At 35.3% G+C, this 21,064-nt stretch carries 21 protein-coding genes and 1 tRNA gene; 5 read left to right on the top strand and 17 right to left on the bottom strand.

Annotation, left to right across the window (positions count from 1 at the left end):
- Window positions 1–132: 132 nt before the first annotated feature.
- The 3 genes from THEWI_RS03750 to THEWI_RS03740 are packed head-to-tail and all read left to right on the top strand — an operon-like array spanning window position 133 to window position 3,000.
- The gene (locus THEWI_RS03750; RefSeq protein ID WP_156786931.1) at window positions 133–444 is read left to right on the top strand and encodes a hypothetical protein; all 312 of its coding nucleotides are present in this window, start codon (window positions 133–135) and stop codon (window positions 442–444) included.
- Window positions 445–473: 29 nt separating this feature from the next.
- The gene (locus tag THEWI_RS03745) at window positions 474–2,105 is read left to right on the top strand and encodes an NAD+ synthase (RefSeq protein WP_014062495.1); all 1,632 of its coding nucleotides are present in this window, start codon (window positions 474–476) and stop codon (window positions 2,103–2,105) included.
- Between the two features lie 31 nt (window positions 2,106–2,136).
- Window positions 2,137–3,000, top strand: coding sequence for a DMT family transporter (locus THEWI_RS03740; RefSeq protein ID WP_014062494.1), 864 nt, complete (start codon window positions 2,137–2,139; stop codon window positions 2,998–3,000).
- A gap of 49 nt (window positions 3,001–3,049) precedes the next feature.
- On the opposite strand, the gene THEWI_RS03735 is transcribed toward THEWI_RS03740, so the two are convergent.
- The 17 genes from THEWI_RS03735 to THEWI_RS03655 form a co-directional block, all read right to left on the bottom strand.
- Entirely contained in the window at window positions 3,050–3,463 is a 414-nt protein-coding gene (locus THEWI_RS03735) for a F0F1 ATP synthase subunit epsilon (RefSeq protein WP_004397392.1), read from the bottom strand.
- Between the two features lie 10 nt (window positions 3,464–3,473).
- Window positions 3,474–4,859: a F0F1 ATP synthase subunit beta gene (gene atpD / locus THEWI_RS03730; RefSeq protein WP_014062493.1), complete on the bottom strand. Its 1,386-nt coding sequence runs from the start codon at window positions 4,857–4,859 to the stop codon at window positions 3,474–3,476.
- 14 nt (window positions 4,860–4,873) lie between these two features.
- A complete protein-coding gene (gene atpG, locus THEWI_RS03725; RefSeq protein ID WP_014062492.1) occupies window positions 4,874–5,755 on the bottom strand; it encodes an ATP synthase F1 subunit gamma in 882 nt (293 codons plus the stop codon).
- The gene (gene atpA, locus THEWI_RS03720) at window positions 5,755–7,275 is read right to left on the bottom strand and encodes a F0F1 ATP synthase subunit alpha (protein ID WP_014062491.1); all 1,521 of its coding nucleotides are present in this window, start codon (window positions 7,273–7,275) and stop codon (window positions 5,755–5,757) included. Before atpA ends, atpG begins: the two co-directional genes overlap by 1 nt.
- A gap of 25 nt (window positions 7,276–7,300) precedes the next feature.
- On the bottom strand, window positions 7,301–7,834 hold the full coding sequence (atpH, locus tag THEWI_RS03715) for an ATP synthase F1 subunit delta (RefSeq protein ID WP_003870591.1): 534 nt from the start codon (window positions 7,832–7,834) through the stop codon (window positions 7,301–7,303).
- Window positions 7,822–8,313, bottom strand: coding sequence for a F0F1 ATP synthase subunit B (atpF, locus tag THEWI_RS03710; RefSeq protein ID WP_041589193.1), 492 nt, complete (start codon window positions 8,311–8,313; stop codon window positions 7,822–7,824). Before atpF ends, atpH begins: the two co-directional genes overlap by 13 nt.
- Window positions 8,314–8,350: 37 nt before the next feature.
- Window positions 8,351–8,572: an ATP synthase F0 subunit C gene (gene atpE / locus THEWI_RS03705; protein ID WP_003870589.1), complete on the bottom strand. Its 222-nt coding sequence runs from the start codon at window positions 8,570–8,572 to the stop codon at window positions 8,351–8,353.
- A 68-nt stretch (window positions 8,573–8,640) separates the two neighbouring features.
- Window positions 8,641–9,294, bottom strand: a complete 654-nt coding sequence (locus THEWI_RS03700; RefSeq protein ID WP_014062489.1) for a F0F1 ATP synthase subunit A — start codon at window positions 9,292–9,294, stop codon at window positions 8,641–8,643.
- Between the two features lie 113 nt (window positions 9,295–9,407).
- Entirely contained in the window at window positions 9,408–9,770 is a 363-nt protein-coding gene (locus THEWI_RS03695; RefSeq protein ID WP_004397406.1) for a Na-translocating system protein MpsC family protein, read from the bottom strand.
- A 171-nt stretch (window positions 9,771–9,941) separates the two neighbouring features.
- Window positions 9,942–10,526, bottom strand: coding sequence for a ribosome biogenesis GTP-binding protein YihA/YsxC (gene yihA / locus THEWI_RS03690; RefSeq protein WP_014062488.1), 585 nt, complete (start codon window positions 10,524–10,526; stop codon window positions 9,942–9,944).
- On the bottom strand, window positions 10,516–12,852 hold the full coding sequence (gene lon / locus THEWI_RS03685) for an endopeptidase La (protein WP_014062487.1): 2,337 nt from the start codon (window positions 12,850–12,852) through the stop codon (window positions 10,516–10,518). The genes yihA and lon overlap by 11 nt, the downstream gene beginning before the upstream one ends.
- A 99-nt stretch (window positions 12,853–12,951) precedes the next feature.
- A complete protein-coding gene (clpX, locus tag THEWI_RS03680; protein ID WP_014062486.1) occupies window positions 12,952–14,226 on the bottom strand; it encodes an ATP-dependent Clp protease ATP-binding subunit ClpX in 1,275 nt (424 codons plus the stop codon).
- A 21-nt stretch (window positions 14,227–14,247) separates the two neighbouring features.
- A complete protein-coding gene (gene clpP / locus THEWI_RS03675; protein WP_014062485.1) occupies window positions 14,248–14,835 on the bottom strand; it encodes an ATP-dependent Clp endopeptidase proteolytic subunit ClpP in 588 nt (195 codons plus the stop codon).
- Window positions 14,836–14,840: 5 nt separating this feature from the next.
- The gene (gene tig, locus THEWI_RS03670; RefSeq protein ID WP_014062484.1) at window positions 14,841–16,139 is read right to left on the bottom strand and encodes a trigger factor; all 1,299 of its coding nucleotides are present in this window, start codon (window positions 16,137–16,139) and stop codon (window positions 14,841–14,843) included.
- A gap of 172 nt (window positions 16,140–16,311) precedes the next feature.
- A tRNA-Leu gene (locus tag THEWI_RS03665) sits at window positions 16,312–16,396 on the bottom strand.
- 192 nt (window positions 16,397–16,588) lie between these two features.
- Window positions 16,589–17,992 carry an ISLre2 family transposase gene (locus THEWI_RS03660; protein ID WP_014062483.1) on the bottom strand — a complete coding sequence of 468 codons (1,404 nt, stop codon included), beginning with the start codon at window positions 17,990–17,992 and terminating at the stop codon, window positions 16,589–16,591.
- Between the two features lie 86 nt (window positions 17,993–18,078).
- Complete coding sequence (locus THEWI_RS03655) at window positions 18,079–18,348, bottom strand: hypothetical protein (RefSeq protein WP_014062482.1); 270 nt, start codon at window positions 18,346–18,348, stop codon at window positions 18,079–18,081.
- Between the two features lie 594 nt (window positions 18,349–18,942).
- Here THEWI_RS03655 and THEWI_RS03650 point away from each other — a divergent pair.
- Window positions 18,943–20,112 carry an ABC transporter substrate-binding protein gene (locus THEWI_RS03650; protein ID WP_014062481.1) on the top strand — a complete coding sequence of 390 codons (1,170 nt, stop codon included), beginning with the start codon at window positions 18,943–18,945 and terminating at the stop codon, window positions 20,110–20,112.
- A gap of 67 nt (window positions 20,113–20,179) precedes the next feature.
- Entirely contained in the window at window positions 20,180–21,064 is an 885-nt protein-coding gene (locus THEWI_RS03645; protein ID WP_006570089.1) for a branched-chain amino acid ABC transporter permease, read from the top strand.

Raw genomic sequence — 21,064 nt, 5'->3', positions numbered from 1 at the left:
AGAACAAGATTGGGACTGCCCAAAACACACTATTTTGATGCTGTATGTATAGGTCACTCAACACCTGACAGGGTTATTTTTAAAACACAAAATATACTGTACATCAAAGCAAAAGGCAGAGGTTCAAGACAAATGGCAAATGTCGATAAGTACGGTTTCCCCATAGGACACAGAACAAGACAAAAATTTTTCTATGGTTTTCAAACAGGTGACATGATAAAAGCAGTTGTCCCGAAAGGTAAGTATAAAGGAACATGGATAGGAACAGCAGCATGCAGAAAAAGCGGATATTTCGATATAAAGAGCAGGACTGGAAGAAGAACTGCTCAAGGTATATCTCATAAAAACTGTAGAATAATTCAGCGGTTTGATGGATATTGCTATGAACTAGAACAAACAAAAATTAACGGCGCATTTCCTCTCCAACCTGTAGAGGTTAGATAGGAAATGTGCCAGTAAGGTGGTGAAAACTAATGAAAATTGCATTAGCACAAATAAATCCAGTTGTAGGAGATATAAAAGGAAACTTTGAAAAGATAGTAGAGTTTATAAATAGAGCAAAATATCAAAAGGCTGACCTTGTAGTATTCTCTGAATTAGTTACCGTGGGTTATCCTCCTAAAGACTTTTTGTTTATGCAAGATTTTTTAGAGGCCAATGAAAAATATATAAATGAAATAGTCTTGCCCGCTACTTATCAAATCGGAGTAATACTTGGTACTGTAAGGCAAGACGCAGAAGGCAATCTTTATAATTCTGCTTTTTTTATTTATGACGGTAAAATAGTCGAGGTTTTTGATAAGACTTTACTTCCCAACTATGACGTATTTGATGAAAAAAGGTATTTCAAACCAGCACAAATAAGAAAGGTAGCTTCTTTTAAAGGGATAAAATTAGGAGTTAATATATGTGAAGACATATGGAAAGATTATGTTTTTGAGCCAAATGTAGATTATTCTGTTGATGTTTTAGAAGAACAATTTAAGCTAAAACCTGATATTTTTATAAATATTTCAGCATCTCCTTACTACTTGGGTAAGCAAAATATGAGAGTAGAAATGATAGAGAAAAAAATAAAAAAGTACGCAATTCCTTTTGTTTACGTGAATCAAGTTGGTGCAAATGATGAATTGATATTTGACGGTTCTAGCTTTGTAGTAAATGAAGAAGGCAAAAGAGTTGTGCAACTTAAAGCTTTTGAGGAAGACATTAAAATTTTCGATATGGAAGAGCTTAAAAATTTTAAAGAGTTACCTGAGATAAAAGAGGATATATCATGGGTATACAATGCTCTCGTAGTTGGTGTAAGAGATTATTGTAAAAAATCAGGTTTTAAAAAGGCAGTAGTAGGCTTAAGCGGAGGAATAGATTCTGCAGTAGTTTGTGCCATTGCAGTAGAAGCTTTAGGAAAAGAAAATGTTCTTGCAGTTTCAATGCCTTCAAGATATTCCTCTGAAGGAAGTAAAACTGATGCAAGAATACTGGCTGAAAATTTGGGAGTTGAATTTAGAGTAATCCCAATAGAGCCTGTATTCAAAAGTTATTTATCCGTTTTCAATGGGGATAACAGCGTTATAGGTGACCTGGCAGAAGAAAACATACAGGCAAGAATAAGAGGTAATTATTTAATGTTTATATCAAATAGGGAAGGGCACATTGTTTTAACTACCGGAAATAAATCAGAATTGGCAATGGGATATTGCACTCTTTACGGAGATATGAGCGGAAGCCTTGCACCAATTGCAGATGTACCTAAGACAATGGTATACGAGCTTGCGAGGTATATAAACAGAGAAAGAGAAATAATTCCAATTTCTATAATTGAAAAAGTTCCTTCTGCAGAATTAAGACCTAATCAAAAAGATGAAGACTCATTGCCTCCTTACAAGATTTTGGATGAAATATTAAAAATGTATATAGAGGAAAACAGGTCAGCAAAAGAAATAATAGAAAAAGGATATGATGAAAGATTGGTAAAAGATGTTATAAATAATGTTAACAAAGTAGAGTACAAAAGAAAACAAGCAGCACCTGGACTCAAAGTCACCACCAAAGCCTTTGGAACAGGAAGACGTATGCCAATCGTTCACAACTTTAAACTATGATTTTTAAGTAACTTCTGAGGAGGAATTTAAGTTGTCCAAACAATTAAAAAGCGACATTGTGCTCACCGGAGTAACTATGGTGTGGGGGGCTACATTTATAATAGTCAAAAACGCTATACAGACACTTCCTGTATACAATTTTCTTTTTATACGCTTTTTATTGGCTTTTTCGCTTCTCGCAATAATCTTCTATAAAAAGTTAAAAACCATTGACAAAAAAACATTGGCTGTTGCTTCAGTAATTGGGACAATGCTTTTTTTAGGTTATGCCTTTCAGACAATGGGACTTAAATACACTACAGCATCTAAATCAGGATTTATAACAGGGTTTAGCGTAGTGTTAGTGCCAATTTTAGAAGCAGTGCTTCTTAAAAGAAAGCCTTCAAAGCCTGCAATTTTAGGAATTGTCCTCGCTTTTATAGGACTTATACTGCTCACTACAAATATTGATTTATCTATTAACATAGGTGACTTTTTGACACTTTTGTGTGCCTTTGCTTTTGGAATGCAGATTGTTTTGATAGCAAAATACGCTTCTACTTTAGATACTTATTTACTTGCTACTATTCAAATCGGAGTAGTTGCTGTTTTAAGCGGAATTGTGAGTTTAATATTTGAAAAGCCTTTTATACCCACTTCTCTTGATGTATGGTCAGCTATAATAATAACAGGGGTATTCGCAACTGCTTTTGCATATGTTGCCCAAAACACGATGCAAGCCTACACTACTGCCACTCATACAGCTTTGATATTCGCACTGGAGCCAGTTTTCGCTGCAATAGCTGCTTTTTTAATTGCCGGAGAAGTGATGTCTTTTAGAGCAATAATAGGCGGAATTTTTATGTTTGCAGGTATAGTGCTTTCCGAACTGCCTGAAAAGGAAGTGAGTAAATAATAAAAAACTTCCTACTGCTTTTAAAAATCATCAGTAGGAAGTTTTATTTTTACATTTTTTGATATTTGCTAGCAATTTGCAATCTCATCAAAGCCCTCTTTAAGGCTGCTTCTGCCAAAAGATGTTCCTGTTTGCTTCTTTTTTGCCTAAGTTTTTCTTCTGCTCTTTCTTTGGCTGCTTGAGCACGAGCTATATCAATTTCTTCGGGCCATTCTACTGCACTAGACAAGATTGTCACACTGTCTCTTTTGACTTCCATAAAGCCGCCGGAAATAAATGCCTCTCTCCACTGTCCGTCTTTTTTTATCTGTAAAGTACCTGTACCTACGGCTGCTGTCATGGGGATGTGGCCTTTTAAAATACCTATTTGACCTGTGGTTATGGTCACTATTATTTCTTCCACATCTCCTTCGTAAAATTTTCTATGAGGAGTTAAAACCTCGAGGTGAAAATTTTTATCCATTCTTTTCACCTCATTTCATTTTTTCAGCTTTCTCGTAGACTTCGTCTATGTTTCCTACCATGTAGAAAGCAGCCTCTGGGATATCGTCCATTTCTCCCTCTACAATTTTCTTAAATCCTCTTATCGTCTCTTTCAGCGGCACATATTTGCCAGGTGTTCCAGTAAAAGTTTCTGCTACAAAGAAAGGCTGTGATAAGAACCTCTGTATCTTCCTTGCTCTGTAAACTATAAGTTTGTCTTCTTCTGTAAGTTCTTCCATACCCAATATAGCAATTATATCCTGCAGTTCTTTATACCTCTGCAAAATCTCTTGCACTTTTCTCGCAACATAATAGTGTTCTTCTCCTACTATATGAGGTTCCAATATACGTGAAGTAGAATCTAAAGGATCTACTGCAGGATAAATTCCCATTTCTGCAATACTTCTTGACAAAACTGTTGTAGCATCTAAGTGGGTAAAAGTTGTAGCTGGTGCTGGGTCAGTTAAGTCATCAGCAGGTACATAAACAGCCTGAACTGAGGTAATAGACCCTTTCTTTGTAGAAGTAATTCTTTCTTGTAAAAGGCCTAACTCTGTAGCCAATGTAGGTTGATATCCAACTGCAGAGGGCATTCTTCCTAAAAGAGCTGAAACTTCTGAACCAGCTTGGACAAACCTGAATATATTGTCTATGAATAAAAGAACGTCTTGGTGCTCTTCATCTCTAAAATATTCTGCCATTGTAAGCCCTGCAAGACCTACTCTCATTCTGGCTCCCGGCGGCTCATTCATTTGTCCAAATACAAAAGCAGTTTTGTCTATAACCCCTGATTCATGCATTTCATGCCACAATTCGTTTCCTTCACGAGACCTTTCACCAACACCGGTGAAAATTGAGTAACCACCATGCTCTATGGCAACGTTGCGTATTAGCTCCATTATTAAGACAGTTTTGCCAACACCTGCACCACCAAAGAGCCCTATTTTACCACCCTTTGGATAAGGAGTAAGTAAGTCTATTACTTTAATACCCGTCTCCAAAATTTCAGTAGCAGGGCTTTGTTCTTCAAAAGGCGGTGCTTTTCTGTGAATTGACATGTACTTCACATCTTTGACTTCTCCTAACTCATCTATAGGCTGCCCCAATACATTAAACATTCTGCCTAAAGTCCCTTTTCCAACAGGGACCATTATAGGGCTGCCTGTATCTATACATTCCATACCCCTTTTTAAGCCATCTGTTGAAGCCATTGCAACACATCTTACTACATTGTCTCCTATATGCTGAGATACTTCTACAACTAGTTCTCTGTCTTCCATAGGTATTTTTATGGCGTTGTTTATAGGAGGAAGTTCCCCTTCAAATCTTATATCAACAACAGGACCAATGACCTGTGTAATATACCCCTTCTTCAATTTATCATCTCCTTTTATACAGATGCCCCTGCGACTATTTCTGATATTTCCTGAGTAATAGAAGCCTGCCTGAGTTTATTATACTCTATTGTAAGTCTGTTTATCATTTTATCGGCATTTGACGTTGCTCCATCCATTGCAATCATCCTTGCAAAATGCTCTGAAGCAAAAGCTTGAACAAGTATACTGTATATGAGACCTTTGAGATACTCAGGAACAAGCACATCAAAAACTTCTGAAGCAGAAGGCTCGTATATCATGTCACTGTCAATTACTACTTCATTCTTTTCAGCTTCTTCTCCTTCATTGGCTAACGCCATAAAATTGTCAATGTCTAAAGGTAAAAGTCTTAAAACCCTTACCTTTTGTACAAGTCCTTGCATTTCAGTATAAACAATAGATATTTCATCTGTCAGCCCTCTATTGTAAGCATTTAATATGACATCGCTAATTTCTCCTGCTATGGCTGTAGTTGGATTTTGAGCGGTATATAAAAATTCAATATCTACATTATAACCTTTTTTGATAAAATAACGTCTTCCAACCTCTCCTATCACCATTAAATTTACATTTTCTTTGCCGATAAGTTCTTCAGCTTTTTTTATAGCATTGTGATTGTAAGCGCCGCAAAGGCCTTTGTCACCAGTTACAACTATTAAAGATTTTTTCTTCTCACTTTTATCATCTTTTTTCTCAAGATATCGTGAAGTAACTTCTCCAGTGTGAAGTAATATATCTTTCATAGCTACTTGAATTTTATGATAATAAGGTCTCACATTGTCTAACATGACCTTTGCTTTTTGAAATTTTGAAGCCGATATTAAATACATCGCTCTTGTAATTTTGCGAGTTTCTCTTACACTTTTAATCCGCAACGCTATATCTCGCTTTCCCATTAATTATCACCCTTTGCGGCGTACTTTTCCTTATACTCTACAATTGCAGCTTTTAATTTTTCTTCTACCTCGGAAGTTAAATCTTTTGTCTCTCTTATAGATTGTTTTATTTCCGGATAATTTGAATCCAAAAATTCTAAGAGCCCTTTTACAAAAGGTCTCACCTGCTCTACTTCAATATCAGCAACATATCTGTTCATTACTGTGTATATAGCTATTACTTGGTCTTCAACAGGCATAGGTTGATATTGAGGCTGTTTGGTAATTTCAACAATCCTTTCTCCTTGTCTTAAAACTTCAAGTGTTGCTTTATCCAAATTCGAACCAAATCTAGCAAAAACTTGTAGCTCTCTATACTGGGAAAGTTCCAATCTTAATCGGCCAGCTACTTTTTTCATGGCCTTTATTTGTGCGGCACCGCCAACACGGGATACAGATAGACCCACATTTATAGCTGGTCTTATTCCTGAATAGAAAAGCTCTGACTCAAGGTATATTTGTCCATCTGTGATTGAAATTACATTTGTAGGAATGTATGCAGATATATCTCCCGCCAATGTCTCAACAATTGGGAGTGCCGTCAACGAACCTCCCCCGTATTCATCTGCAAGCCTTGCAGAACGTTCAAGAAGTCTTGAATGAAGGTAAAATACATCACCAGGGTATGCTTCTCTTCCAGGTGGTCTTCTCAAAAGCAAAGATATAGTTCTATAAGCAATAGCATGCTTTGAAAGATCATCATAAACTACAAGTACATCTTTGCCTTGATACATAAAATGTTCTCCCATAGCGCAACCTGCATACGGAGCAATATACTGAAGTGCAGCTGAATCACTGGCAGTTGATGCGACAACTGTTGTATATTCCATAGCCCCATACTTTTCTAACATGTTTACAATTCCTGCAACAGTTGAAGCCTTTTGTCCTATAGCTACATATATACAATATACTCCTTTGTCTTTTTGATTTATTATAGTATCTATAGCAATAGCAGTTTTACCTGTTTGCCTATCTCCAATTATTAATTCTCTCTGCCCTCTTCCTATAGGGATCATAGAATCTATAGCTAAAATACCTGTCTGTAAAGGTGTATCCACAGATTTCCTTCTTACTATTGGTGGAGCGGGATATTCAATGGGGCGTTTTGCTTCATAGTTTATTGGTCCTTTACCATCAATGGGCTCCCCTAAAGGATTTACAACTCTTCCTAACATTTCTTTTCCAGCAGGCACTTCCATGATTCTGCCTGTTCTTTTTACTATATCCCCTTCTTTAACTTTTTCGGGGTCTCCAAGGACAACAACACCTACGGTATCTTCTTCAAGATTTAAGACCATTCCAACGACTCCACTTTCAAACTCCACCATTTCTCCGTAAATAGCATTGTCAAGGCCATAAATCCTCGCTATTCCATCACCTGATTGGATGACGTGTCCAATTTCCTGAGTTTCAAGGTTAAAATCGAAATTTTTTATTTTTTCTTCTATAACTGAGCTTATTTCTTCAGGTCTTATGCTCATACTCTTTCACCTTCTTAAATTCATTTTACACAGCTTGTTGCATATTTTTTAGAAGTGCAGTAAGTCTTGCTTTGACTGAACCATCGATTATTGTATTCCCAATAATAAGTTTTAAACCGCCTAATATACTTTTATCTACTATTGGTTCGATATTGATGTGTTTTTCTAACTTTTTCTCTAATTTTTCTTGAAGCTTTTGCAATACTTCTTCTTTTAGTGGATATGCAGAAACGACTTTTACATCTGTAATATTAAAATACTCTTTGTATAGCTTTTTAAACTCCTTTCCAATGTCTTCAATTAGATCTTCTCTATGTTTTGATATTATTATTTTGATAAAATTGATAACTTCTTTATCGGTATCCTTTAAAATCTGCTCCACAAATTCTATTTTCTTTGTTTTATCAATACTTTTATTCTTAAAAATCCGCTTTACTTTATCCACTTGAAGAATTTCAATTGCTTTATTTAACTCCTCATAATACTCTTTCACTTTATTTTGCTGCTTCGCAACATCAAAAAAGGCATAAGCGTATCTCTTCGCAATTATTTGTGCCATGATGCCCTCGCCTCCTCGATAACCTCATTGATGAGGTCTTCGTCAGCAACAGGTAGCTTTTTCTCCAGCACACGGGAAGCGGCATCTATGACTAATTGCGATATCTCTGTCCTTAAATCATGCATAGCTTTGATTTTCTCTAACATTGCCTCTTCTTTTGCCTTTTCTATTATATTTTCTGCCTCTTTATTGGCATTTTCTATAATTTTGTTTGCTTTGTCTTCTGCTGCCTTTTGTGCCTTCTCAATAATAGCTTTTCCTTCATTATCAGCATTTTTTAGTATTTCTTCGTACTTAGCTTTTAAATTATGAGCTTCTTGCCTTTCTCTATTTGCTTCTTCTAAGGAGGATTTAATTTTGTTTTCTCTATTTTCAAGAAATTGTGTAACAGGTTTGAATAGAAGCCATTTCAAAATAAAATAAAGAACTAGTAAATTAATTATTGTAAAGATGAAAGTCGATATATTAAAAATGCCCAATTTTTTCCCTTCTTTCATCAGGAAATTTGTCTCAAACTTATGGCTTTAATATTATTATCAGGAATGCCACCAACAAACCGTAAATAGCTGTTGCCTCTGCAAGCGCGCCTCCCAATAAAAGAAGCTGCATAATCCTTCCACCTGCTTCTGGCTGTCTTGATACAGCTTCAACTGCCTTTCCTGTCGCAAGACCTATACCAATACCTGCACCTATCCCTGTTAATGCAGCAATAGCTGCTCCTATAGCTAATAAATCCATTTAAATCCTCTCCTTTTCTTTTTTATTTTTATTAAAATTTTTTAATCATTTCATTATTTTATTATACATTATTCTATACCTTCTTCAATATATAACATGGTCAAAAACACAAATACCAACATCTGTAATAACCCATCAAAAAGGTCAAAATATAAACTAAATACTGCAGGAACTACTATTGGCACAGCCCTTTCAATAAGTTCCATTATCGTAACTGCTGCAAATATGTTGCCAAAAAGTCGGGCTGCCAGCGACAAAGGTCTTGTGAATAAATCCAAAACATTGATAAAAAGGTTTATAGGAGACTTAAAAAAGTGCTTTACGTACCCTTTAAGCCCTCTTGCTCTTATGGAAGCTATAATAACAGTAGTAATCGACATAATGGCAAGGGCTGAAGTTGTACTAATATCTTTAGTAGGAGGTGTTAAGCCAAAAATGCTTATAGTGTTGGCTAAAATCAAAAAAGCTGCTACAGTTCCTAAATAAGGAGCATAATCTCTCCAATGCTCCCCTAAAGCACCTTCCACAAATTTATTAAATCCCTCCACCATAAGCTCTACAACATTTTGTGCACCCTCAGGAACTAATTTCCATCCCTTAGTAACAACAGCAGCACCCAAAATTAGTACAGCCATTATAATCCATTCTACTACTATTGTTTCTGTAATAGGAATACCTCCAAATAGCGGTATGGTAAATACCACTGAAGATCCTATCTCCAATAACCTCACCTCCTCTTCTATACCCCCAACATGTATAATTATATACTTATTACAAAAGATTTTCAATTTAGTATATTTACTGTGTTGCTAAAAGCTAACAATTCATTTGATTTTTACCTGCTTCGCAACTCTTCTTCTAGATTTTTGTCTAACACAAATAGATAGACGTATTCTCCTTTTTGAGGATTCATATCCTTATAGATACCTATAACATTACAACCTGTAAGGCGCATTATCATCTCCTTAAACTTGGGTTTTAATATTTCATCCAATAATTCCCTTAATTGTTTTACCAACTTTTTACCCTCTTCAGTAGATATAATTTGCATCTCCTCATGGCTCAAAGATTTAATAAGCCTTACAATAATCATATCCTCGCAAATTCGGGTTTTTGCTGCCTCTGCACCTCTTCCAATTGCTTCTTTTGTGAGTTTTATCATTTCTTCGTTTATTTTACTTTCTAATACCCCTTTCATTATTTTCTCCCTCCGCACAAATAAAAACAAAAATTTTTATCAATAGTTAATAAAAATTATACCTCTTACAATGTTCTAACACAACAATTTTAATGCTGCTAAATTTTTTATTTCATCAAAAATAATCAAAAATTTAACGATTTTCTCGTGTTTTTTTACAAAATTAAAAATTTATTTTTTTGTCCACTCATCAAAAATTGATAATACTTGGGATACTCCCATTTTCTTTAAAGAAGAAAAAACTATAATTCTTTCGCTATCAATGTTAAAAGTTTTACAAATGCCTTCTACCGCATTTACTATCTCTGATTTATTGACCTTATCAGCTTTTGTTAATACCACTGTAAAAGGTAACTCTTTATGTCTAAACCAATTTACCATTAAAAAATCGTCTTCTGTAGGAGTTCGACGTATATCTATTAAAAGCAAAGCATGCCGCAGATACTTAGAAGTATTTAGAAAAGTCTCTATGTTATGTGCCCACTGTTTCTTCATTTCTTTTGAAACTTTTGCATATCCATATCCCGGCAAATCTACTAAATAAAAGCCATTATTTATCAAATAAAAATTTATGCCCCTAGTTTTTCCAGGTTTAGAACTTGTCTTTGCGAGATTTTTTCTGTTTAATACAGTATTTATCAAAGTGGATTTGCCCACGTTTGACCTTCCTACGATTACTATCTGAGGAAAATTATCTTTAGGATACTGCTCTTCATTAAAGGCAGTACGAACCAGCTCTACAGTTTTAATTTTCATAAATGCCCTCCTTAGACAAGGCATAGTCAAGAACTTCATCAATTTTTTCAACAAATTTAAATTCTAATTTTTTCTTTACGCTTTGAGGAATTTCATCCAAATCTCTTTTATTTTCCAAAGGAAGTATAACCTTGCGTATCCCTGCTCTGTGAGCTGCTAAAACTTTTTCCTTTACTCCTCCTATAGGTAAAACTTTGCCGGTTAAAGTTATTTCTCCTGTCATAGCTACATCTTTTTTTACAGGAACTTTTTTAAGTGCAGACACCATAGCAGTAACCATAGTTATTCCCGCTGAAGGACCATCTTTTGGAATTGCACCTTCAGGCACATGTATATGTATATCGGCATTTTTGTAAAAATCTTTATCTATATTCAGTTTCTCGGCATTCGCCCTTATATAGCTAAAACCAGCTTGTGCAGATTCTTTCATCACATCCCCTAATTGCCCTGTAAGATTGAGCTTGCCACTTCCTGGCATTATAGAAGCTTCTACAGTTAAAATTTCTCCTCCTACCCTTGTCCATGCAAGTCCAAAAACTATCCCTATTTCGTCTTTTTGATTTGCTTTGTCAGAGCGGTAAATAGGTTTGCCTAAGTAAGACTGTAAATTTCTTTTTCCAACTTTTATTACTTGTGCGTTTTCTTCCACTATCTTCTTTATAGCTTTCCTCACAATTTGAGATAAATTCTTTTCTAAGCCTCTTACTCCTGCTTCGCGAGTATATTCTGAAATTATTCCGTAAATAGCAGATTCTTGGATTATTATTTTGTTATCTGGCACCCCATGTTCTTTTAAAATCTTAGGTATTAAATAATCTTTTGCAATGTGAAGTTTTTCTTCTTCAGTATATCCAGAAACATATATAACTTCCATTCTATCTAAAAGAGGTGCCGGTATGGTATCTACCGTATTAGCCGTTGTTATAAACAATACCTTTGAAAGGTCAAAAGGTAAATCAAGATAATGGTCTCTAAAAGTGGAGTTTTGTTCTGGATCAAGAACTTCAAGCATTGCAGAAGCAGGGTCTCCTCTAAAGTCTGAGCTCATTTTGTCTATTTCATCCAGTAAAAACACAGGATTTTTTGAACCGGCTATTTTTATGGAATTTATAATACCTCCTGGTATGGCTCCAACGTAGGTACGCCTATGTCCCCTTATTTCTGCTTCATCTCTCACTCCACCAAGAGATAATCTGACAAATTTTCTGTTCATAGCCCGCGCTATAGACCTGCCTAATGAAGTCTTACCAACACCTGGAGGACCTACAAGGCATAAAATAGGACTTTTAATTTTGTTGTAAAAACTTCTAACTGCTAAAAACTCTATTATCCTCTCTTTTACTTTCTTTAAGCCGTAATGGTCCTCATCCAATATTTTTTGTGCTCTTTTTAAATCTAAAATATCTTCTGTTTCGTAATTCCATGGCAAATCCAAAATCCAATCCAAATAAGTTCGCACTACAGAAGCTTCTGCAGAACCAGGCGCCATTTTAGAAAGGCGTTTTAATTCTTCTTTCGCCTTTTTTCTAACCTCTTCGGGTAAATCTTTTTCATTTATTTTCTTTTCATACTCCTCAATCTCTTGGTCAATCTCATCTGTCTCTCCTAATTCAGCTTTTATAGCTTTTAACTGTTCTCTTAAATAATATTCCTTCTGTAATTTGTCAATTTGACTTCTAACTTTGGCATTTATCTCTCTTTCAATGTTTAGTATTTCTAATTCCTTCATTAAAAACCCTAAAAGAGTTTCTAACCTTTTATTTACATCAAAACACTCCAAAAGCTGCTGACTTTGATTTGTATTTAAAGATATGTGAGCCGCAATCATATCTGCAAGTCTTCCAGGCTCTTCTATGCTTATAACACTGTATAAACTATCTATAGGCAGTCTCGAAGTCATATTTACATATTCTTCAAAAGCAGAAATAACACTTCTCATTAAAGCTTCAAGCTCTGGTGTCTTTTCAATTTCTTTTTGCTCTTCTTTTTCTATAACTTCTACCTCAAAAAATTCATCATCTCTTGTCACTTGCTGAATTTCAGCACGACTTATCCCTTCTACCAAAACTCTTATAAGTTCTCCTGGCAGTTTTAACATTTGTTTGACTTTTGTAATAGTGCCAACTTTGTAGACGTCGTCAATAGAAGGGTCTTCTATCTCAGCTTCTTTTTGCGTTGTAACAAATATCAACTGATTTTTCATAAAAGCTTCTTCCAAAGCCTTAATTGACTTTTCTCTTCCTATATCAAAATGAAGCACCATGTATGGAAAAATAGTTAATCCTCTTAAAGGAATCATTGGCAATATATACTTTTTTTCTGTCATATCTTCACCCTCTTTTATGCAATATAATCCAAGCCCCCTTCCCATTCACTATTTTAGTATGTGAAGGAGAAGGGGGATTGATGTAAAAATTTTATTTTTTTACGAAACAGACTCCGTCTTTTTTATTTTCTTTTTGGCTTTTTGAGCATCTGAGTAAACCAATGTTGGCGGAGCCTTCTTTAGTACCGTGTCCTCTGTAATTATACACTTTTCTATGTTGTCACTGGATGGTATTTCGTACATCACATCCAACATAATTTCCTCTAAGATTGCCCTCAGTCCTCTTGCGCCGGTCTTTCTCTCCAAAGCCATATCTGCAATGAGCCCTAAAGCTTTCTTATCAAATTCAAGCTTTACACCATCTAATTCAAACAATTTTTCGTATTGTTTTGTCAGCGCATTTTTGGGCTCTGTCAAAATCCTTACTAAGTCATCCTTACTCAATGGGTCTAATGTAACTACTATTGGCACCCTTCCTATAAACTCGGGTATCATACCGAATTTAAGAAGGTCCTGTGGCATTATATGACTTAAAATTTCGCTTAAGTCTTTTTCTTTTCTGCTCTGTACTTCTGCGCCAAATCCTAAGCTCTTTTTCCCTATTCGGGATTCTATTATTTTTTCTATGCCTTCAAAAGCGCCACCACATATAAACAATATATTAGTTGTGTCAATTTGTATAAACTCTTGATGAGGATGTTTTCTTCCACCTTGTGGGGGCACATTTGCAATGGTCCCTTCTAAAATTTTTAACAAAGCCTGTTGTACGCCTTCTCCTGAGACGTCACGAGTAATAGAAGGATTTTCTGACTTTCTCGCTATTTTATCTATTTCGTCAATGTAAATTATACCTTTTTCAGCTTTTTCTATGTCATAATCTGCTGCTTGTATGAGTTTTAAAAGTATATTCTCTACGTCTTCACCGACATATCCAGCCTCAGTTAGAGAAGTTGCATCTGCTATTGCAAAAGGAACATTTAGAAGTTTTGCCAGTGTCTGAGCCAATAAGGTTTTACCAGAACCTGTGGGACCTAAAAGTAAAATATTGCTCTTTTGAAGTTCTACATCGTCTGGCTTTATCCTGCTGTTAATTCTCTTGTAGTGATTGTAAACAGCAACAGCTAAAGCTTTTTTAGCTTTTTCCTGCCCAATTACATATTGGTCAAGAAATTCTTTTATTTCCTTTGGCTTAGGAAGTTCTCCAATTCCCATATCCATATCTTCTTCAAATTCTTCATTTATGATTTCTTGGCAAAGTTCAATGCATTCATCACAAATATACACACCAGGCCCTGCAACTAGCCTCTTTACCTGGTCCTGTGTCTTTCCGCAAAAGGAACACTTTAATTGCTTTTGATTATCGTATTTAGCCATAATTCCACCTCTTTTGGGGCGTTATTTTTTCTTCCTGACAAGGACCTCGTCTATAATGCCGTATGCTTTTGCATCCTCCGCATCCATGAAAAAGTCTCTTTCAGTATCCGCCTTTATTTTTTCAATAGGTTGCCCCGTATTTTCTGCTAATATTTTATCCAACTTATCTCTTAATTTTAAAATCCTTTCTGCATGAATTTTTATGTCTGTAGCTTGGCCTTGCATTCCTCCTAAAGGTTGATGAATCATTATCTCACTGTTAGGAAGTGCAAACCTCTTTCCTTTTGCACCTGCTGCCAGTAAAAATGCAGCCATAGACGCAGCCATTCCAACACACAAAGTCACTACATCTGGCTTTATATACTGCATGGTATCGTAAATTGCAAATCCTGCAGTTATTGAACCGCCTGGACTGTTTATATAAAGCCAAATGTCTTTGTCAGGGTCCTCAGCTTCCAAGAACAAAAGCTGAGCAATAACTAAACTTGCTGTAGTATCATTTATTTCTTCTCCTAAAAATACAATTCTGTCTTTCAAAAGGCGAGAAAATATATCGTAAGAACGTTCGCCTCTATTTGTCTGCTCTACAACAATAGGTACAAGACTCATAATAATCACTCCTCTTTACTTATTATTTTACACTCACTAAAAATAAAGTCAATCGTCTTATAATACGCTATATCTTCTTTTATGCCGTTTATCTGGCTTTCAGTCAAGCTTTTCTTGAATTCTTCCAGATTTATTCTGTAACTCTCTGCCATTTCCTTTAATCTGTTTTCTAATTCTTCCTCTGTAACTTGAATATTTTCCACTTTGGCAATTTTGTCTATGACAAGTTGAGTTTTTACTCTATTTAAAGCTCCATCCCACATCTCTTTCCTTAAATTTTCTAAGGTCTTCCCTGTAATTGATAAATAGCTATTTAAATCTAAACCTTGATATCTCAAATTATAATCTAAATCCCTCAAAGAAATATCTATTTGCCTTTCCACCATAACATCTGGTATATCAACTTTTGCATTTTCCACAACTTTCATTACTGCTTTTTCTTTCATCTCATTTTCTGCATCTAATCTATTTTTCTCTTCTAATTTCTTTCTTATGTCGGCTTTTAACTCTTCTAATGTCTCAAACTCACTTACATCTTTCGCAAACTCATCATCCAATTCAGGCAATTCCTTTTTATTTAAAGCCTTAAGAGTGACTTTAAAAACAGCCGATTTGCCTCTTAATTCTTCCACCCTATAATCTTCAGGAAAAGTAATATTTACATCAAAAGTCTCATTTACATTGTGGCCTATTATTTGGTCCTCAAACCCGGGAATAAAAGTATTGCTACCTAATTCTAATTCATAATTTTCCGCCTTGCCGCCTTCAAAAGGCTTGCCATCTATAAAGCCTTCAAAGTCTATTACAGCAATATCTCCACTTTCTGCTGCTCTTCCTTCAACAGGGATAATTCTCGCATTTTGCTGTCTTAATTTTTCTAATTCGTATTCTACATCTCCATCGTACACATTATACTCTATTTTTTCAATTTCTATGCCTTTATATTCACCCAACTCTACCTCAGGCATGACAGGTACAGTTGCTTCTAAAATCAAGTCTTTTCCTTTGCCGATTTGTAAAATGTTAATATCCGGATAATCTACTGGCTCTAAATCAAACGTTTTAAGAGCTTCCTTGTACGCTTCGTCAAAAACATACTCTACAGCATCTTCGTAAAGGACACCTTCACCATAATATCTTTCTACAATAGCTCTTGGCGCTTTCCCTCTTCTAAAACCCGGTACATTAAATTTTGAAGCATTCTTTTTAAAAGCAAAATTTAAACCCTCTTCAAACTTTTCACTTGGTATTGTAAGTTCAATCGTCGCAATACTTTTCTCTAATTTTTTAAGACTCACACCCATTAAGTAAATCCTCCTATTCTCTTTCTTTCGTATAAAGTCTTCTAAACTTATAATATTATAACATAAAAAAACGGTGAATCAAACTCAAGTTGTCATAATTTTATGCAAAAAAAATAATGCCTACTGCATTATTTTCCTGTCAAATATATATTTTTCTCCCTTAAATTTTTATTGGTGCGGGCAAAGGGACTTGAACCCCCACGGGTAACCCCACCAGATCCTAAGTCTGGCGCGTCTGCCAGTTCCGCCATGCCCGCATATTAAAATGGTGCGCCATTAGGGACTCGAACCCCCACCCCGCTGATTAAGAGTTTACGCAAGACCATTTTATCAAAGTTTTTTTAATATGTCAAGAATGCCTCTAAGCAGGATAGTGTCAAGATACTGTAGGATTTTTTAAGACAACCCCTGAAACTTAGTTAATTTCAGCCTTCAGCTTATCATGCTTTTTATATAACTTGTGCATATTTTATTGCTCTTAAAACTCTGTATATTGGCGTCACTTTTCCCATATTCAAAACTGTAATATTATTTATTTTTTCATTTGTAGACGTTTTAACTCTCCTTACCGCCTCTTTTATTTGCTTCTTCGTTAATTTGTAGCTCCCTTCATTTATATTCTCTTTCTTACCCCATTCTATTTCTCTCAAATCTCCTCCATTCTTGCTGAATACTCTTAATTTCGCCATTAACTTTAATCCTTCTCTACTCCATCCTAATGGATTCCTACTTAATCTAGAAGAAAATACATGACTTATATGCCCTTCTGCACTGCACCCTATTACATCTTTGTCTTTACTGTATATCTCTACTCCTTCCCAATTATTTAGTATGTACCTCTTCGCCTCTTTTACCTTCTCTTTTTCTCTCTCTTCCTTTGTTACCTTTATTAGTTCATTAAATACCTTCTTTAGTTCTTCTTTATCTCCTTCATTTATTGCTCTCCATATCTTATCCCTGTATTTTGGCTCTTTCGATGTAGCTTTTAATACGTATTTGTTTAAATGATATCTGTCTAACACAAACCTTGATTTTACTATCCACTCTAATCCCTCTTTTATCCACGGCGCTCCATCTCCTGCTATGTATATCTTCTCTATCTTCTCTTCCTTGTAATTTTCTTCTATGTAATTTGCTACATCTATCCATATGTCTTCAGCTTTCTCTCCTACGTATGCCTTGTAATACACATTTTTCAGTACGTTTCTTCCGTTTCTCTCTTCCCTCCCTTCATGTATGTACACCAATCGAGGTGTTTCATCTCCACCCTCTTGTAAAGGTACATGGTCTTCATCTGCCTCTATGTATAATACCTTTACTTCTTTCTTCTCTTTTATTTCTCTCTTTACTTCTACTTCCCCTATTTCCCTTATTGCGTTTAATACCGTCTGTTTACTTAGCTCCTCTGGACATGCTTTTTTACTACTTCTTTCATATGATTCTTCTATCGCGTTTTCTACTAACTTTATCTTTACTCCCTTTTCTATCCTATCGTGCCGCCCTATCTCTAATGCATCATCCACCAAATATGTATATCTCCCATCCTGCCTAGATTTGTAATATGTCCTCTCATATTCAATATCTCCAAGAATTGTCGTTAACCTCTTTTTATCTTTTCTTTCTACTATCCATTTTTCTTTCCTTCTCTTGTCTTCTTTTATTATCCTATCTAACTCTTCAATAATTGCTTCTATTACTTCACTACCTAGTTTGTCCGTGATTTCCTTTATTCTTGCTACAAGTCTTGTAATATCCATTCCTTCGTTTAATAAATCACCAAAAATTTCTATCACTTCTCTAGTGAAATTTAGAGCATTTTGTAGTATAATATCTTCAAAAATATATTTTTTCACAAGAGACACCCCTTTCTGTGATGTTTTGTTTCCTATTTCTATTTTATCACAGGGGTTGTCTCTTGTTTTTTTTCACTCAAAAAATCCTACGATAATTTTACACTATCATAAGCAGGATCGCATTTCCCTTTTAATAATTTTAGGAGTACTTCAGGGTCATTTTCTTTTTCAATCATTCTAGCCTCATCTTCACCTCTATGAATAATATTTCTGACTACACTATCTGCTAATTTTGAAATTTTTAGCTCGTCAATTTCTCCATATGCTTCGTACAGTCGTTCATCTTGTATTACAAATGCATGCAAAAATATCCAAATATACGTTCCGCCGTAGGATTCCAAAAAGTTACGTTTCATTTGTCGTTAATCATGATAATAGCATTGGGGGAGTATTAGACCGCTCTCATACTGACATTATCGCAGAATACTTTTAATATGACAATATCACAGAATAATAACAATTTTTCTTTTTACTTATTGACAATGCAAAGAAAAATAAGTATAATTAAAGTAACAAGTAAATAGAAAAAAAGGCAAAGGCGCCTTTAGAAAAAAGGTGCCTTTGCCTTTTTTAATTATTAGCCATCAAATTTAAATTTCCATCAAACTTTATACCAAATATTATCCCCTAAAAAACCTTTTTAAAATATGCAGACCATTTTTATTATACCACAAATTAATTCAAATTTGAAAAAAGGGGCACAAGGAGGTGAAAATGGTTACTAATAGGACATCCCTAATGTATACTGAATATTTTAAGAAAAATAGAGAAAAATGAGAAAATTGTAGATATGTTTTATAAAATGATTATAATTGATAGCCAGCAGAATTTGCAGTGTATTTGCACCCTTTTAAAAAGGAGAGGGGTGTAGCAGGACAGGTTATGTGCTTATAGCAAAAATGTAAGACTATTTTAAAAAAACAGAAAATTTTAAAGGAGGATGGTAAGCCGTGCGTAAAGGCTTTGTTAGGGGAGTAGCGGCAGGTTTATTATCGTTTTTACTTTTATTTGCTTCGGCGTGTGGAAATAAGTCTGAGAGTAGCGATGTTATAAAAATTGGAGCAAACTTAGAGCTGTCGGGAAATGTTGCCACATTGGGTCAATCAGGCTTAAATGGAATTATGTTAGCAGTAGATGAAATTAATAATGCTGGCGGAGTTCTTGGTAAAAAGATTGAAATAGTCAAGTATGACAATAAGTCTGATAATACAGAAGCCGCTTCGGTTGCGACTCGGTTAATTACCCAAGATAAAGTAGTTGCTATTATTGGTTCGATGACTTCTGGCAATACCCTCTCTTATGTTAACATTGCCGAAACTAATAAAGTTCCTGTGATCTCGCCCTCGGCAACTAACCCTGATGTTACAGTAGATCCTAAAACAGGCAAGGTAAGGGAGTATATTTTCCGGACTTGCTTTATAGATCCTTTCCAGGGGACGGCAATGGCGAAGTTCGTTTTAAATGAATTAAAGCTTAAAAAAGTTGCTGTTTTAAAAGATAATACAGCTCCTTATTCGGTGGGTTTAGCTAAGTTTTTTGTAGAAGCTTTCAAAGCTGGCGGTGGCGAAATTTTAGCTGATGAAAACTACACTAGCCAAGATCAGGATTTTCGCTCGGTATTAACCAAGATTAAAAATTTAAAGCCTGAATTTATTTATGTACCTGGTTATTACGAGCAAGTGGGCCAAATTGTAAAGCAAGCACGTGAGCTTGGTATTAATGTTCCTATGGGCGGTGGTGATGGCTGGGATTCGCCAAAACTTGTTGAAATTGCTGGTGCAGCTGCGCTTAATAACACCTTTATTACCAATCACTATTCGTCTTTAATGCCTGACCCAAAAGTTCAGGACTTTGTTAAAAAGTATAAGGAAAAATACAGCAGCGAACCGGATGCAATGGCTGCAGTAGGTTATGATACGGTACTTGTTTTAGTTGATGCCATTAAACGGGCTGGTGAAGCTACACCCGAAAAAATCAAAGAAGCTTTAAAGACCACCAAGAATGTAGAAGGAGTTACTGCCAAAATCTCCTTAGATGAAAATCACAATGCTGTTAAAGGCTTAGTGATTTTGGAATACAAAGACGGTAAGCAAACCTATAAAGCTTACGTAAATCCTTAAAAGATTAAAGGGGAGGAATATTCCTCCCCTAAAGAAAATGAATTTAATTAGGTTAGAGGTGGTTAATATGATGGAATTTATCCAGCAGTTAATAAATGGAATATCAGTAGGAAGTATTTACGCTTTAATTGCGTTAGGATACACTATGGTTTATGGTATTATAAAACTCATCAATTTTGCCCATGGCGATGTTTACATGCTTGGTGCCTTTGCAGGACTATATGCGACCTTGGTTTTAAAAATGTCTTTTGTTCCAGCGTTAATTTTTTCCATGATTGTGTGTGCTATTTTAGGCATTATTATCGAAAGATTGGCATATCGTCCTTTAAGAAACTCACCTAAAATTGTAATTTTAATTACTGCAATAGGCGTTTCCCTTCTTTTAGAATATACCACGATGTTTTTCCTGGGTCCACAGCCTCGAGCATTTCCGGAGGTTTTTAAAGAGGTTTCGTATTCATTACTTGGCGGAAAGGTTACCATATCAAATAGGGAAATTTTAATTATTGCGGTCACGGTTATCTTAATGATTTTACTACAGTATATAGTTCATAATACGAAAATTGGAAAAGCAATGCGGGCAGTTTCTTATGACATGCAAGCTGCTCGTTTAATGGGAATAAATGTGGATACGACAATATCCATCACCTTTGCTCTTGGTTCAGCTTTAGCTGCGGCAGCAGGGGTACTGGTAGGGATATATTACAATAAAGTATTTCCCTTAATGGGAATTATGTTTGGTTTAAAAGCCTTTGTTTCAGCGGTTTTAGGAGGAATAGGAATTATACCTGGAGCAATGACCGGAGGGCTTATTTTAGGGATTACCGAGTCCTTAGTAAGTGGGTACGGCAGTTCTTTATATCGGGATCCTGTAGCTTTTGTGATTTTGATTATTATCCTATTAGTTAAACCTTCTGGCTTATTTGGGAAAAACGTTCGGGAGAAAGTGTAG

It is taken from the genome of Thermoanaerobacter wiegelii Rt8.B1 (assembly GCF_000147695.2).
GTDB lineage: Bacteria > Bacillota > Thermoanaerobacteria > Thermoanaerobacterales > Thermoanaerobacteraceae > Thermoanaerobacter > Thermoanaerobacter ethanolicus.
This window is presented reverse-complemented; position numbering and strand designations above follow the sequence as displayed.

Bases quoted from the DNA above. Each gene is read 5' to 3' on its own strand.
- clpX (WP_014062486.1), bottom strand. From the start codon at position 14,226: ATGGCTAAATACGATAATCAAAAGCAATTAAAGTGTTCCTTTTGCGGA.
- atpG (WP_014062492.1), bottom strand. From the start codon at position 5,755: ATGGGAAAGCGAGATATAGCGTTGCGGATTAAAAGTGTAAGAGAAACT.
- THEWI_RS03735 (WP_004397392.1), bottom strand. From the start codon at position 3,463: ATGGATAAAAATTTTCACCTCGAGGTTTTAACTCCTCATAGAAAATTT.
- atpE (WP_003870589.1), bottom strand. From the start codon at position 8,572: ATGGATTTATTAGCTATAGGAGCAGCTATTGCTGCATTAACAGGGATA.
- tig (WP_014062484.1), bottom strand. From the start codon at position 16,139: ATGGGTGTGAGTCTTAAAAAATTAGAGAAAAGTATTGCGACGATTGAA.
- clpP (WP_014062485.1), bottom strand. From the start codon at position 14,835: ATGAGTCTTGTACCTATTGTTGTAGAGCAGACAAATAGAGGCGAACGT.
- THEWI_RS03645 (WP_006570089.1), top strand. From the start codon at position 20,180: ATGATGGAATTTATCCAGCAGTTAATAAATGGAATATCAGTAGGAAGT.
- yihA (WP_014062488.1), bottom strand. From the start codon at position 10,526: ATGAAAATTAAAACTGTAGAGCTGGTTCGTACTGCCTTTAATGAAGAG.
- atpA (WP_014062491.1), bottom strand. From the start codon at position 7,275: ATGAGCATAAGACCTGAAGAAATAAGCTCAGTTATAGAAGAAAAAATA.
- atpH (WP_003870591.1), bottom strand. From the start codon at position 7,834: ATGGCACAAATAATTGCGAAGAGATACGCTTATGCCTTTTTTGATGTT.
- THEWI_RS03655 (WP_014062482.1), bottom strand. From the start codon at position 18,348: ATGAAACGTAACTTTTTGGAATCCTACGGCGGAACGTATATTTGGATA.
- THEWI_RS03695 (WP_004397406.1), bottom strand. From the start codon at position 9,770: ATGAAAGGGGTATTAGAAAGTAAAATAAACGAAGAAATGATAAAACTC.
- THEWI_RS03750 (WP_156786931.1), top strand. From the start codon at position 133: ATGGCAAATGTCGATAAGTACGGTTTCCCCATAGGACACAGAACAAGA.
- THEWI_RS03745 (WP_014062495.1), top strand. From the start codon at position 474: ATGAAAATTGCATTAGCACAAATAAATCCAGTTGTAGGAGATATAAAA.
- lon (WP_014062487.1), bottom strand. From the start codon at position 12,852: ATGACAGAAAAAAAGTATATATTGCCAATGATTCCTTTAAGAGGATTA.